This is a genomic window from Pseudomonas frederiksbergensis, assembly GCF_001874645.1.
GTDB classification, from domain to species: domain Bacteria; phylum Pseudomonadota; class Gammaproteobacteria; order Pseudomonadales; family Pseudomonadaceae; genus Aquipseudomonas; species Aquipseudomonas frederiksbergensis_B.
Map to the genome: position 1 here is coordinate 2,779,324 of NZ_CP017886.1, position 15,430 is coordinate 2,794,753.

Sequence of the window (15,430 nt, forward strand, 5' to 3'; positions counted from 1 at the left end):
GGAAAATGGCAACCGGAATGACCGTATGTCGGAAAGTTAAAAATCAGAACTGGGTCACACACTGCTGGCAGGTCGCCACATAAATATCAATGTGACATTACTGGGACGATTGTTTAGGATGGCACCCAGAAGGTCAATAGTTTGGCACAAAGTTATTAGCGAAAAGATAAAGCCAAGTTATTGACGAGACAGCGTCAAATTAATGTGCCACCCACCTTGAAAGTACGTCCAGACTGAAATGGCAGACAGCCTCTTCAGGTCAATGGAAGCCTACTGAACGGAACATACGGAGAGTCCTCAATGAGCAGTGTTGTTGCCATCGTCAAAAGCATTGTTGGTCAAGTTTTCGTGGTGTCCCCGGAAGGCATCAGGCGCGTGCTGATTGAAGGTGACCGACTGTTCACAGGCGACCAGGTCGATACCGGTCCGGCGGGCGCTGTATCGCTTGAACTGGCCGACGGCCGCACACTGGATCTGGGCCGCGATACCCAATGGAGTGGCAGTGCCCCGGATTCCACTACTGACCTGGCGCAAGCCACCGCGCAAGCCGCGCCATCGGTAGAAGAGCTGCAACAAGCTATCCTCGCGGGCGCTGACCCGACCACAGATATCGAAGCCGCCGCCGCGGGCCCGACGGCAACAGGCTCGGGCGGTGCGGCTGGCGGAGGCCACAGCTTCGTGGCACTGGATGCAACAGCTGCCCGCGTAGCCCCGACCATTGGTTTCCCGACCGCAGGCATTGGCGCGGGTACTTCCGCCGCCGACATCACCACTGGCGCCCAGAACACCAATAACGGCAACAATGTGCTGGTTGGCTCGACCCTGAGCCTCAGCGCTACATCGACCATCACCGAAGCCGGTGGTGTGCTGGTTTACACTGCGAACGTCACCCGGGCGCCGCTGACTGACCTGAGTATCACCCTGTCCAATGGCTCGGTCATTGTCATCCAGGCCGGCCAGGTAAGTGGCAGCGTCAATGTTCCGCTGGCACCGAATGACAGCGTCTACAACGACCCGCATCAGATCACCGTCAATGTCACCGGCACCACCGGTGGTGGTGGCCTGGTGCTGACCGTCGACCCGACACCAGCCGTCACACAGGTCACTGACACGATTGATACCACCACCGTCACCCTGACGGCGGGCTCGACCGTCACCGAAGGCGGTCAGATCACCTACACCGCGACCCTGACCAACCCGGCGCAAACACCGGTTACCGTGACCCTGTCCAACGGATCGACCATCACCATCGATGCTGGCAAAACCACTGGCAGCGTGAACGTCGACACACCGGCCAACGACGTCTACAAGAATGGCAGCACCGTCAGCACCACCATCACCGGGGCTACCGGCGGCAATTTCGAAAACCTGGTGCCAAGCACCACCCCAGCTGTGACGACGATTCATGACTCGATCGACAACACTGGCCTGTCCCTGGCAGCAACCGGTTCGGTCACCGAAGGCGGTCAGATTACCTACACCGCGACGCTGACCAATCCAGCGGGCACCGCGATGAGCGTGACGCTGAGCAATGGCGCGGTGATCAATATCGAGGCTGGCAAGACTTCCGGCACGGTGGTGGTCGACACCCCGCCGAACGACGTTTACAAAAACGGCAGCACCGTCAGCACCACCATCGAAAGCACCACCGGTGGCAACTTCGAGCAGTTGACCCCAAGCACGACGCCGGCGGTCACGACGATTACCGACTCGATCGACAACACTGGCCTGACACTCACCGCCAACAACACGATCACCGAAGGCGGTCAGATCACTTACACCGCGACGCTGACTAACCCGGCCGGCACCGCGATGAGCGTGACGCTGAGCAACGGCGCCGTGATCAATATCGAGGCTGGTAAAACCACCGGTTCCGTGGTGGTCGACACTCCGCCGAACGACGTTTACAAAAACGGCAGCACCGTCAGCACCACCATTGAAAGCACCACTGGCGGCAACTTCGAGCAGTTGACCCCGAGCACCACCCCAGCCGTTACCACGATCACCGACTCGATCGACAACACCGGGCTGACGCTCACCGCCAACAACAGCATCACCGAAGGCGGGCAGATCACCTACACCGCGACCCTGACCAATCCGGCCGGCACCGCGATGAGCGTGACGCTGTCGAACGGTGCGGTGATCAATATCGAAGCCGGCAAGACCACCGGTTCCGTGGTGGTCGACACCCCGCCGAACGATGTCTACAAAAACGGCAGCACCGTCAGCACCACCATCGAAAGCACCACCGGCGGTAACTTCGAGCAGCTGACCCCGAGCACGACGCCGGCGGTCACGACGATTACCGACTCGATCGATAACACCGGCCTGTCCCTGGCTGCGACCGGTTCGGTCACCGAAGGCGGTCAAATCACTTACACCGCGACGCTGACTAACCCAGCCGGCACCGCGATGAGCGTGACGCTGAGCAACGGCGCGGTGATCAACATCGAAGCCGGCAAGACCACCGGCAGCGTGGTGGTCGACACTCCGCCGAACGACGTTTACAAAAACGGCAGCACCGTCAGCACCACCATTGAAAGCACCACCGGTGGCAACTTCGAGCAGCTGACCCCGAGCACGACGCCGGCGGTCACGACCATTACCGACTCGATCGATAACACCGGCCTGTCCCTGGCTGCGACCGGTTCGGTCACCGAAGGCGGTCAAATCACTTACACCGCGACGCTGACTAACCCAGCCGGCACCGCGATGAGCGTGACGCTGAGCAACGGCGCGGTGATCAATATCGACGCCGGTAAAACTACTGGCAGCGTGGTGGTCGACACCCCGCCGAACGATGTCTACAAAAACGGCAGCACCGTCAGCACCACCATTGAAAGCACCACTGGCGGTAACTTCGAGCAGTTGACCCCGAGCACGACGCCGGCGGTCACGACCATTACCGACTCGATCGACAATACCGGCTTGTCCCTGGCTGCGACCGGTTCGGTCACCGAAGGCGGCCAGATCACTTACACCGCGACCCTGACTAACCCGGCCGGCACCGCGATGAGCGTGACGCTGAGCAACGGCGCGGTGATCAACATCGACGCCGGTAAAACCACCGGTTCCGTGGTGGTCGACACCCCGCCGAACGACGTTTACAAAAACGGCAGCACCGTCAGCACCACCATCGAAAGCACCACCGGTGGCAACTTCGAGCAGTTGACCCCAAGCACGACGCCGGCGGTCACGACCATTACCGACTCGATCGACAACACTGGCCTGACACTCACCGCCAACAACACGATTACCGAAGGCGGCCAGATCACCTACACCGCGACCCTGACCAACCCGGCCGGTACGCCGATGACCGTCACCTTGTCGAACGGCGCCGTGATCAATATCGAGGCTGGGAAAACCACCGGCTCCGTGGTGGTCGACACTCCGCCGAACGACGTCTACAAAAACGGCAGCACCGTCAGCACCACCATTGAAAGCACCACTGGCGGTAACTTCGAGCAGCTGACCCCGAGCACCACCCCAGCCGTTACCACGATCACCGACTCGATCGACAACACCGGGCTGACGCTCACCGCCAACAACAGCATCACCGAAGGCGGGCAGATCACCTACACCGCGACCCTGAGCAATCCGGCCGGCACCGCGATGAGCGTGACCCTGTCGAATGGCGCGGTGATCAATATCGAGGCCGGGAAAACTACTGGCAGCGTGGTGGTCGACACCCCGCCGAACGACGTTTACAAAAACGGCAGCACCGTCAGCACCACCATTGAAAGCACCACTGGCGGTAACTTCGAGCAGCTGACCCCGAGCACCACCCCAGCGGTCACGACCATTACCGACTCGATCGACAACACCGGCCTGTCCCTGGCAGCAACCGGTTCGGTCACCGAAGGCGGTCAAATCACTTACACCGCGACCCTGACTAACCCGGCCGGCACCGCGATGAGCGTGACCCTGAGCAACGGCGCGGTGATCAATATCGAGGCTGGGAAAACCACCGGTTCCGTGGTGGTCGACACCCCGCCGAACGACGTCTACAAAAACGGCAGTACCGTCAGCACCACCATTGAAAGCACCACTGGCGGTAACTTCGAGCAGTTGACCCCGAGCACGACGCCGGCGGTCACGACCATTACCGACTCGATCGACAACACTGGCCTGACACTCACCGCCAACAACACGATTACCGAAGGCGGTCAGATCACTTACACCGCGACCCTGACTAACCCGGCCGGCACCGCGATGAGCGTGACCCTGTCGAACGGTGCGGTGATCAATATCGAAGCCGGCAAGACCACCGGTTCCGTGGTGGTCGACACTCCAGCGAACGACGTCTACAAAAACGGCAGCACCGTCAGCACCACCATCGAAAGCACCACCGGTGGCAACTTCGAGCAGTTGACCCCGAGCACCACCCCAGCCGTTACGACGATTACCGACTCGATCGACAACACCGGGCTGTCCCTGGCAGCAACCGGTTCGGTTACCGAAGGCGGCCAGATCACCTACACCGCGACCCTGACCAATCCGGCCGGCACCGCGATGAGCGTGACCCTGTCGAATGGCGCGGTGATCAATATCGAAGCCGGCAAGACCACCGGTTCCGTGGTGGTCGACACTCCGCCGAACGATGTCTACAAAAACGGCAGCACCGTCAGCACCACCATCGAAAGCACCACCGGTGGCAACTTCGAGCAGTTGACCCCAAGCACCACCCCAGCCGTTACCACGATTACCGACTCGATCGATAACACCGGCCTGTCCCTGGCAGCAACCGGTTCGGTTACCGAAGGCGGCCAGATCACCTACACCGCGACCCTGAGCAATCCGGCCGGCACCGCGATGAGCGTGACCCTGTCCAACGGCGCGGTGATCAACATCGAGGTCGGTAAAACCACCGGTTCCGTGGTGGTCGACACCCCGCCGAACGACGTTTACAAAAACGGCAGCACCGTCAGCACCACCATCGAAAGCACCACTGGCGGTAACTTCGAGCAGCTGACCCCGAGCACGACGCCGGCGGTCACGACGATTACCGATTCGATCGACAACACCGGCCTGTCCCTGGCAGCAACCGGTTTGGTCACCGAAGGCGGGCAGATCACCTACACCGCGACGCTGACCAACCCGGCCGGCACGGCGATGAGCGTGACGCTGAGCAACGGCGCGGTGATCAACATTGAGGCCGGTAAAACCACCGGCTCCGTGGTGGTCGACACTCCGCCGAACGACGTTTACAAGAACGGCAGCACCGTCAGCACCACCATCGAAAGCACCACCGGTGGCAACTTCGAGCAGCTGACCCCGAGCACCACCCCAGCCGTTACGACGATTACCGATTCGATCGACAATACCGGTCTGTCCCTGACGGCGAATGGTTCGGTGGTTGAAGGCGGCCAGATCACCTACACCGCGACGCTGACCAACCCGGCCGGCACCGCGATGAGCGTGACCCTGAGCAATGGCGCGGTGATCAATATCGAAGCCGGGAAAACCACCGGCTCCGTGGTGGTCGACACCCCGCCGAACGACGTTTACAAAAACGGCAGCACCGTCAGCACCACCATCGAAAGCACCACTGGCGGCAATTTCGAGCAGCTGACCCCGAGCACCACCCCAGCCGTTACGACCATTACCGATTCGATCGACAATACCGGTCTGTCCCTGACGGCGAATGGTTCGGTGGTTGAAGGCGGACAGATCACCTACACCGCCACGCTGACCAATCCGGCCGGCACCGCGATGAGCGTGACCCTGTCCAACGGCGCGGTGATCAACATCGAGGCCGGTAAAACCACCGGTTCCGTGGTGGTCGACACTCCGCCGAACGACGTTTACAAAAACGGCAGCACCGTCAGCACCACCATCGAAAGCACCACTGGCGGCAATTTCGAGCAGTTGACCCCGAGCACCACCCCAGCCGTTACGACGATCACTGACTCGATCGATAACACCGGCCTGACACTCACCGCCAACAACACGATTACCGAAGGCGGCCAGATCACCTACACCGCGACCCTGACCAATCCGGCCGGCACCGCGATGAGCGTGACGCTGTCGAACGGTGCGGTGATCAATATCGAAGCTGGCAAGACTTCCGGCACGGTGGTGGTCGACACCCCGCCGAACGACGTTTACAAAAACGGCAGCACCGTCAGCACCACCATCGAAAGCACCACTGGCGGCAATTTCGAGCAGTTGACCCCGAGCACCACCCCAGCCGTTACGACGATCACTGACTCGATCGATAACACCGGCCTGACACTCACCGCCAACAACACGATTACCGAAGGCGGCCAGATCACCTACACCGCGACCCTGACCAATCCGGCCGGCACGGCGATGAGCGTGACGCTGTCGAACGGTGCGGTGATCAATATCGAAGCTGGCAAGACTTCCGGCACGGTGGTGGTCGACACCCCGCCGAACGACGTTTACAAAAACGGCAGCACCGTCAGCACCACCATCGAAAGCACCACTGGCGGTAACTTCGAGCAGCTGACCCCGAGCACCACCCCAGCCGTTACGACGATTACCGACTCGATCGACAACACTGGCCTGACACTCACCGCCAACAACACGATTACCGAAGGCGGTCAGATCACTTACACCGCGACCCTGACCAACCCGGCCGGCACCGCGATGAGCGTGACGCTGAGCAACGGCGCGGTGATCAACATTGAGGCCGGTAAAACCACCGGCTCCGTGGTGGTCGACACTCCGCCGAACGACGTTTACAAGAACGGCAGCACCGTCAGCACCACCATCGAAAGCACCACTGGCGGCAATTTCGAGCAGTTGACCCCAAGCACCACCCCAGCCGTTACCACGATTACCGATTCGATCGACAATACCGGTCTGTCCCTGACGGCGAATGGTTCGGTGGTTGAAGGCGGACAGATCACTTACACCGCGACGCTGACTAACCCGGCCGGCACCGCGATGAGCGTGACCCTGTCCAACGGCGCGGTGATCAATATCGAGGCTGGCAAGACTTCCGGCACGGTGGTGGTCGACACTCCGCCGAACGACGTTTACAAAAACGGCAGCACCGTCAGCACCACCATCGAAAGCACCACTGGCGGCAATTTCGAGCAGCTGACCCCGAGCACGACGCCGGCGGTCACGACGATTACCGATTCGATCGACAACACTGGGCTGTCCCTGGCAGCAACCGGCTCGGTGGCTGAAGGTGGTCACATCACCTACACCGCGACCCTGACCAACGCCGCCGGCACACCAGTGACCGTGACCTTGAGCAACGGTGCAGTCATCAACATCGACGCCGGTAAAACCACCGGTTCCGTGGTGGTCGATGCACCAAAAGACGACGTTTATATCGATGCCGGTAAAGTCCAGGCGACGATCACCACCGCCACCGGTGGCAACTTCGAGAATCTGGTCACCGATAAAACGGCGGCGGTGACCAGCGTCACCGACACCATCGACACTTCGACGGTGAAACTGACCGCCACCGAAACCGCCGCTGAAGGTGGCACCGTCACCTACACCGCCACCGTCTCGGCACCGGTCACCGGCTCGGCTGTCGTGGTGACCTTGGCCAACGGCCAGACCATCACCATCCCGGTTGGTTCGAGCTCCGGCACCGCGACCACCACCGCGCCGAACGACGCGCTGATCGGCCACACCCCGCTGACCAACGCCATTACCACCGTCAGCGGCGGTAACTACGAAAACCTGGTCGCCGACAAAACCACTGTCACCACCAAAGTGACCGACACCGTCGACACCACCAACCTGACGCTGAGCGCCACCGGTTCCGTGGCTGAAGGTGGTCACATCACCTACACCGCGACCCTGACCAATGCCGCCGGCACACCAGTGACCGTGACCTTGAGCAACGGTGCAGTGATCAACATCGACGCCGGTAAAACCACCGGTTCCGTGGTGGTCGATGCACCAAAAGACGACGTTTATATCGATGCCGGTAAAGTCCAGGCGACGATCACCACCGCCACCGGTGGCAACTTCGAGAATCTGGTCACCGATAAAACGGCGGCGGTGACCAGCGTCACCGACACCATCGACACTTCGACGGTGAAACTGACCGCCACCGAAACCGCCGCTGAAGGTGGCACCGTCACCTACACCGCCACCGTCTCGGCACCGGTCACCGGCTCGGCAGTGATCGTGACCTTGGCCAACGGCCAGACCATCACCATCCCGGTTGGTTCGAGCTCCGGCACCGCGACCACCACCGCGCCGAACGACGCGCTGATCGGCCACACCCCGCTGACCAACGCCATTACCACCGTCAGCGGCGGTAACTACGAAAACCTGGTCGCCGACAAAACCACTGTCACCACCAAAGTGACCGACACCGTCGACACCACCAACCTGACGCTGAGCGCCACCGGTTCCGTGGCTGAAGGTGGTCACATCACCTACACCGCGACCCTGACCAATGCCGCCGGCACACCAGTGACCGTGACCTTGAGCAACGGTGCAGTGATCAACATCGACGCCGGTAAAACCACCGGTTCCGTGATCGTCGATGCACCAAAAGACGACGTTTATATCGATGCCGGTAAAGTCCAGGCGACGATCACCACCGCCACCGGTGGCAACTTCGAAAACCTGGTCACCGATAAAACGGCGGCGGTGACCAGCGTCACCGACACCATCGACACTTCGACGGTGAAACTGACCGCCACCGAAACCGCCGCTGAAGGCGGCACCGTCACCTACACCGCCACCGTCTCGGCACCGGTCACCGGCTCGGCAGTGATCGTGACCTTGGCCAACGGCCAGACCATCACCATCCCGGTTGGTTCGAGCTCCGGCACCGCGACCACCACCGCGCCGAACGACGCGCTGATCGGCCACACCCCGCTGACCAACGCCATTACCACCGTCAGCGGCGGTAACTACGAAAACCTGGTCGCCGACAAAACCACTGTCACCACCAAAGTGACCGACACCGTCGACACCACCAACCTGACGCTGAGCGCCACCGGTTCCGTGGCTGAAGGTGGTCACATCACCTACACCGCGACCCTGACCAATGCCGCCGGCACACCAGTGACCGTGACCTTGAGCAACGGTGCAGTGATCAACATCGACGCCGGTAAAACCACCGGTTCCGTGATCGTCGATGCACCAAAAGACGACGTTTATATCGATGCCGGTAAAGTCCAGGCGACGATCACCACCGCCACCGGTGGCAACTTCGAAAACCTGGTCACCGATAAAACGGCGGCGGTGACCAGCGTCACTGACACCATCGATAAAACCGAAGTCAGCATCAGCGGCAGCAGTCAGGTCACTGAAGGTCAGACCGCCAGCTACACCGTGACCCTCACGCACCCGTCGCAAACCGAAGTAACGCTGAAAATCGTCTACAGCGGCACCGCTACCGATGGCTCGGATTTCACCGGCGTGTACACCGTGAAAATTCCGGCAGGTGCCAGCAGCGCCAGCTTCAACATCGCGACCATTGACGACAAGATCACCGAACCCACCGAAAACTTCGTGGTCAAGATCGACTCGGCCACCGGTGGCAATTTCGAGAATCTGGTGGTCAGCAGCACCAATGGCAGCGTCAGCACCACCATCATCGACAACGATGCACCTCCGGTCATCGACCTGGACGCCAACGACTCCAGTGGCGCCACGGGTGCCGACTACAAAGTGACCTTCACCGAAGGCACCGCGGGGCCGGGCGTATCGATTGCGGATACCGATATCAAGATCACCGACCCGGACAGCACGATGCTGACCGGCGCCACTATCGTGCTGACCAACCGTCAGCCGGGCGACTCGCTGAACCTGGGCAACAGCGTCAACGGCATCAGCATCAACACCAACAGCAAAGATGGTTCGATCACCCTGACGCTGTCCGGCAACGCGACGCTGGCCGACTACATGCAGCAGATCAAGAACATCACCTTCACCAACAACAGTCATGACCCGAGCACAACGCCACGGACCATCACCGTGACCGTGACCGATGGCGGCAACTACTCCAACGTGGCAACGACAACCGTCAACGTGGTCGCGGTCAACGATGCACCCGTCGCCACAGGGGGCGCCGTCACCGGCACCGAAGACACCCCGCTGATCCTGGGGTGGTCGAACTTCGGAGTGAGTGATGTCGACAGTCCTGCCACCAGCCTGGGCGTGAAAATCACCGCGCTGCCAGGCGACGGCAAGTTGCAGTATCTGGATGGTTCGACCTGGAAAGATGTGGCGAACAACCAGACCTTCAGCAAGGCCGACATCGACGCCGGCAAGTTGCGCTTCATGCCTGATGCCAACGAGTCCGGCACCAATGGCTACGGCGGCACCGGCCTGGGCAACCAGCAGGCGGATTACGCACAGATCCAGTTCCAGCCAACCGACGGCCAATTGCTGGGCAACACCGGCACGGTGAAAGTCGACATCACGCCAGTCGCTGATGCGCCGACGCTGAGTGTCGCCGACAACAACGTGCATTCGACAGGCCTGATCAAGGAGGTCTGGACCGGTCTGGCGGGGCTCGGCACCAGCGGTAGTGGAGCGCCAGCTGAAACCCTGAAATCCGTGATCGATGCCGCCGGCACTCCGAACAGCAGCGGTACCGTGAGCAACGTGCAGTCCGACGGCAACGTTGCAGCCGGCACAGCGTCTAAAACCTCCGGCCTGATCTACCTCGAAGCCGGCAAGACCTACAGCTTCAGCGGTACCGGCGACGACAGTCTGCTGGTGACCATCGGCGGCAAAAACGTGGCCGCCATCACATGGGGCGCGGGTGGCCAACTCTCGGGATCGTTCACGCCGACCACCAGCGGCTACTACACCCTGGATATCTACCATCACAACCAAAATGGCCCGGGTAACTACGACGTCAATCTATCGGTCAACGGCGCCCCGGCGATCGACCTGAGCAGCGCTGGCGTGCCGATCTACACGGGCGTCACCGATCTGATCAATGCCGGCGTGACGGTTTCCGACCTGCACGGCAGCAACGGTGAAGGCTACTACGACGGCTACAAGCTCAACACGGGCGCCGAGGGCGGCAGCGTTCACCTGTCGAAAATCACCACCGCGCTGACCGACACCGATGGCTCCGAAAGCCTGAGCGTGAAAATCGGCGGTATGCCGGCCGGTTCCGTACTCAGCGATGGCGCGGGTCATACCTTCACGGTGGCGACCACTGGCGAAGCGAACGTCACTGGCTGGAACCTCGGCACCCTGACACTCACCCCGCCGCCGTACTTCAACGGCTCGATCAACCTGACGGTCACGTCGACTTCCACCGAGTCCCTCGGCGGCTCGGCGCCAAGCACTGCGCAGATCCCGGTCACGGTTTACCCGGCGGTGTATAACGCGTCGGTCGCCACTTCGGGGAATGACAATTTCGTCGGCACTGACGGCAACGACATCATGGTCGCCGACATCGGTGGCCTGACGGTGGTGCCCGGCACCAACTACAACATTGCGTTCATGGTCGACAGCTCGGGCAGCATGAGCGCCTCCTCGATCAGTGCGGCCAAAGACTCGCTGACATCGGTGTTCAACACCCTCAAGAACAGCCTGGGCGCCAGCACGTCGGGCACGGTGAATGTCTTCCTCGCGGACTTCGATACCCAGGTCAACAAGCAGGTTGCGGTCAACCTGAACGACCCGAATGCCCTGACCCTGCTCAAGTCGGTGCTGGACTCGATGGTCTCCGGCGGCGGCACCAACTACGAAGACGTGTTCAAGACCACGGCCAACTTCTTCCAGAGCAGCATGGCCACCGGTAACAGCCACGCGACCAACCTGACGTATTTCATTACCGACGGACAGCCCACGTACTACCAGTCCGGCGAACAGACCAACCCGTCGTTGTACAACGGTGGCGCGAAGCTGGACGACGTCGTCACGACCGCCAATTACAAGTTGGGGGACACGTTCGCCAAGTACCTGGATAACACGCACTACCTCTCCATCGGCACCGATGGTTCGACGACGTTGCAGACTTACACGGGTAACCAATGGACCAGCAAAGACCTGGGCATGCTCCACGCTCAGGGCGATGGCACCTATGAACTGTCGAAGCTGGCCGGTACCGGCTATAGCAGCGACGGCAGCACGACCAGTAACTCCAACGACAGCTTCGCCTTGCTCGGCAAGTTGTCGCAGGTCGAGGCCATCGGTCTGAACAGCGATGTCAGCCTCAGCGACCTGAAACCGTTCGACACCGATGGCAAACCGCAAACCAATATCGACCCGGCCAACCTGGCCAACTCGATCATCGGTCACACCGAAGCGACACTCCCAGGCAACGACACTGTCAGTGGCGGCGACGGTAACGACATCCTGTTCGGTGACCTGGTGAGCTTCAACGGCATCGCCGGCGAGGGTTACCAGGCCATGCAGGCCTTCGTTGCCCAGCAAACCGGTGTGGATGTCAGCAAAATCACCACCAGCAACGTGCACCAGTACATCACTGAGCACTACACCGCGTTCGATGTGTCTGGCTCTCATGACGGTAATGACACGTTGCTGGGCGGTGCCGGTAACGACATCCTCTTCGGTCAGGGCGGTAACGACCTGCTCGATGGCGGCAAGGGCAATGACATCCTGCTGGGCGGTACGGGTAATGACACGCTGATCGGCGGTCAGGGCAACGACATCCTGATCGGTGGCGCGGGCGCCGACACTTTCGTCTGGAAGGCTGGCGACACCGGCAACGACGTGATCAAGGACTTCAAGGCCAGCGAAGGCGACCGGATCGACCTGCGTGATCTGTTGCAGGGCGAAAGCGGCAGCACCATCGACAACTTCCTGAAAATCACCACGGTTGAAGGTGTGTCGACGTTGCAGGTCAGCTCCGAAGGCAAGCTCAACGCGGCTGGTGGTGTGGCCAACGCTGACGTGACGATCAAGCTGGAAGGCAACAACTGGTCCGGTCAGAGCATCAACTCGCTGATCGCCGGTAGCGACCCGACGATCAAGATCGACCACAACAACACCTGATCAAGCCCCTGACGGCCGCTCGCAATGAGCGGCCGTCAGGCCTCTGTCAGTCGCCACCGGGTGACGAGTTCGTCGTTGCACCGCATACTCGCCTGCGCTGGCCTATGCTGCTGACAGCTCGACGCTGGTTCATACATGAGGGATTCTCGATGTTCTACGTGCAACGCGATGCACGCGGCCAGTTGGTGCGCGTGGAGGCGGCCGCTTACGCGGAAGCAACGGAAACGCTGCCCGCCGATCACCATGAAATCCAGGCCTGGTACGCCAACGAAGTGATGGAAACCAGCCTCAAACAGCTCAAGCAAAGCGACCTGGAGATGATCCGGGTACTTGATGACTTGATTCAGGTGCTGACCAGCAAAGGGGTGATTCGCGTCACCGACCTGCCAGCTGCCGCGCAAGCCAAACTGATGGACCGGACCCAGGCCCGTGAAGCGCTGGGTGGTTTGAGTCATCTGATTGATGATGACGAGACCGGGTTGATCTGAGTTTCTAAACGTTTGTGTCTGATCGTTCCCATGCTCCCGCGTGGGAACGATCAATCACTTCCGCCAGCGCGCAGGCTCACCAAACAACTGCCCTTGCACGCCGTACACGCCCATCTCGCGAATCACCCGTAATTCCCCTTCGGTCTCCACCCGCTCGGCAATCAGCGGCAGGTCGATGCTGTGGGCGGCACGCTGGATGGCTTCGATGAACAGGCGCTTATCGCTTTCCTGATCGATTGCGCGGATGTAGCTGCCATCGATTTTCAGATAGGCCAGCCCCAGCCGCGCCAGGTTACCGATCATGCTGAAACGACCGCCAAAGCGCTGCAGGCTCAGGGAGAAGCCCAGCTCACGCAGACGCTGGGTCAGTTGCTCGAGCACGGCTTGATCGGGTAATTGCTCTTCGCCGATTTCCAAGGTCAAGCGTGGCCCAAGATTGGAATGCTGGCGCAGGATTTCGAAGACTTTGTTCAGTGCTTGCGGATCCGCCAGGGTTGCGGCGGACAGGTTCAGCGCCAGCGAGTCTTCATGGTCGGCCATCTGCACCAGCACCCGCTCAAGCATCAAACGGTCCAGCCGCGCGGTCCAGCCAAAGCGCTCCAGCCACGGCAGGAAACGCCCGGCAGGGATGGTCCGGCCCTGCTCATCGAGCAAACGCGAGAGCACTTTGTAATGCAGCACTAATTGCGTGTCCTGACTGGCCACGACCGGTTGGAAGTACAACTCGAATCGCTGCTGATTCAGCGCCTGATCGAGCAAGGTATGCCAAGCATGGTGATCGTCGCCGACAATGGCCGCGGCGGTGTGATCCAGGCACGCCCAGTTCATCTCGCCCTCAGCTTCCGCCTGTGACAACGCCTGATCCGCCAGGCCCAACACCGCCTGCGGCGTGTCGCCATGGACAAACGGTGCCAGCCCGATCGACGCCACCGACGCCACGTCGGTCGCCCCGGTTGCGTGCAGACTGGCCAGCGCGCTGTCCAGACTCTGCGCCAGTTGCAGCGCCTCTGCGCGTACCAGACCTGGCGCCAGCACGGCGAATTCACCACCGCGAATGCGCGTCACAAGGTTCTGGGTTTCCGGGAATTTGGCGCACTCACGCGACAGTTGCTCACCGACCGCCTGCAGCAACTGGTCGGTGCGTTGACCGCCCAGACGCTGGTTCAAACCGGCCAGGTCCTTGACCCGCAACAGCAACAGATAACCTGAGCTCGCCTGCTCCGGATTGCTCACCCGGGCGTTCAATTGCATCTCGAAATAACGCCGGTTAGCCAGCCCCGTCAGGTTGTCCTGATAGGACTCGACCCGCAGTTTTTCACTGCGCTCAGCCTGCTCCTGAAACAACGCCTTGAGCTTCTCGACCATCTGGTTCATCGCCTGCACCACGCGCCGCAGTTCCGGGGTACGCGGCAACTCGGGCAGACTGAGAAACTCACGACGGGCGATGGCGTGGGATTGCTTGACCATGTAATCCAGCGGTTTCAATTGTCGACGTAGCAACAGTGCGCCGAGTACCGCGCTTAACGCACCGCAGATCAGCAACCATCCCAGACTGCCCAGGGCGCTTTGCCAGAGCTTGGCCACGGCGAACATCGGGTGGCTGATCACCTCGACCCTGGCCGCCTGCTCCCAGCCGCGGCTGACCAGCGCATCACCGCCAGCAGGTTCCAGACCGATCAGTTTGACGAACCAGCCGGGCACGCTGCTGACTTCTGGAGTTCCATTGCGTTCGACGATGGCCTGGTCGGTTTTGAGGTCGACCACGCGAATACTCGCGTAATAACCACTGTCGAAGATCGAGCTGACCATCAGCTCGACCATCGCCGGGTCGTCGATGTTCGGCGTCAGCGACAGCGCCAGCGCGGTCGCAGCGTCCTGCGCGTGGGAGCGCAACTGATTGACGTACTGGGTCCGCGAACTCTCCAGACCGACCATGAAGCTGCCACTGAAGGCAACGACCAGGAACAGACAGATAGCGATCAATAGTTGTTTGAACAAAGACATCTAAG

At 60.9% G+C, this 15,430-nt stretch carries 3 protein-coding genes; 2 read left to right on the plus strand and 1 reads right to left on the minus strand.

The genetic code is table 11. The annotated features are described in order from the left end of the window. Positions 1-300: 300 nt before the first annotated feature. Entirely contained in the window at positions 301-12,933 is a 12,633-nt protein-coding gene (locus BLL42_RS13455; protein ID WP_071552537.1) for a retention module-containing protein, read from the plus strand. A 149-nt stretch (positions 12,934-13,082) separates the two neighbouring features. Continuing rightward, on the plus strand, positions 13,083-13,421 hold the full coding sequence (locus BLL42_RS13460; RefSeq protein WP_071552538.1) for a tryptophan synthase subunit beta: 339 nt from the start codon (positions 13,083-13,085) through the stop codon (positions 13,419-13,421). A gap of 54 nt (positions 13,422-13,475) precedes the next feature. Here the strand turns inward: BLL42_RS13460 and lapD are convergent, their stop codons facing one another. Next, on the minus strand, positions 13,476-15,425 hold the full coding sequence (lapD, locus tag BLL42_RS13465; RefSeq protein WP_071552539.1) for a cyclic di-GMP receptor LapD: 1,950 nt from the start codon (positions 15,423-15,425) through the stop codon (positions 13,476-13,478). Between the last annotated feature and the right edge of the window lie 5 nt (positions 15,426-15,430).

Bases quoted from the DNA above. Each gene is read 5' to 3' on its own strand.
- BLL42_RS13460 (WP_071552538.1), top strand. From the start codon at position 13,083: ATGTTCTACGTGCAACGCGATGCACGCGGCCAGTTGGTGCGCGTGGAG.
- BLL42_RS13455 (WP_071552537.1), top strand. From the start codon at position 301: ATGAGCAGTGTTGTTGCCATCGTCAAAAGCATTGTTGGTCAAGTTTTC.
- lapD (WP_071552539.1), bottom strand. From the start codon at position 15,425: ATGTCTTTGTTCAAACAACTATTGATCGCTATCTGTCTGTTCCTGGTC.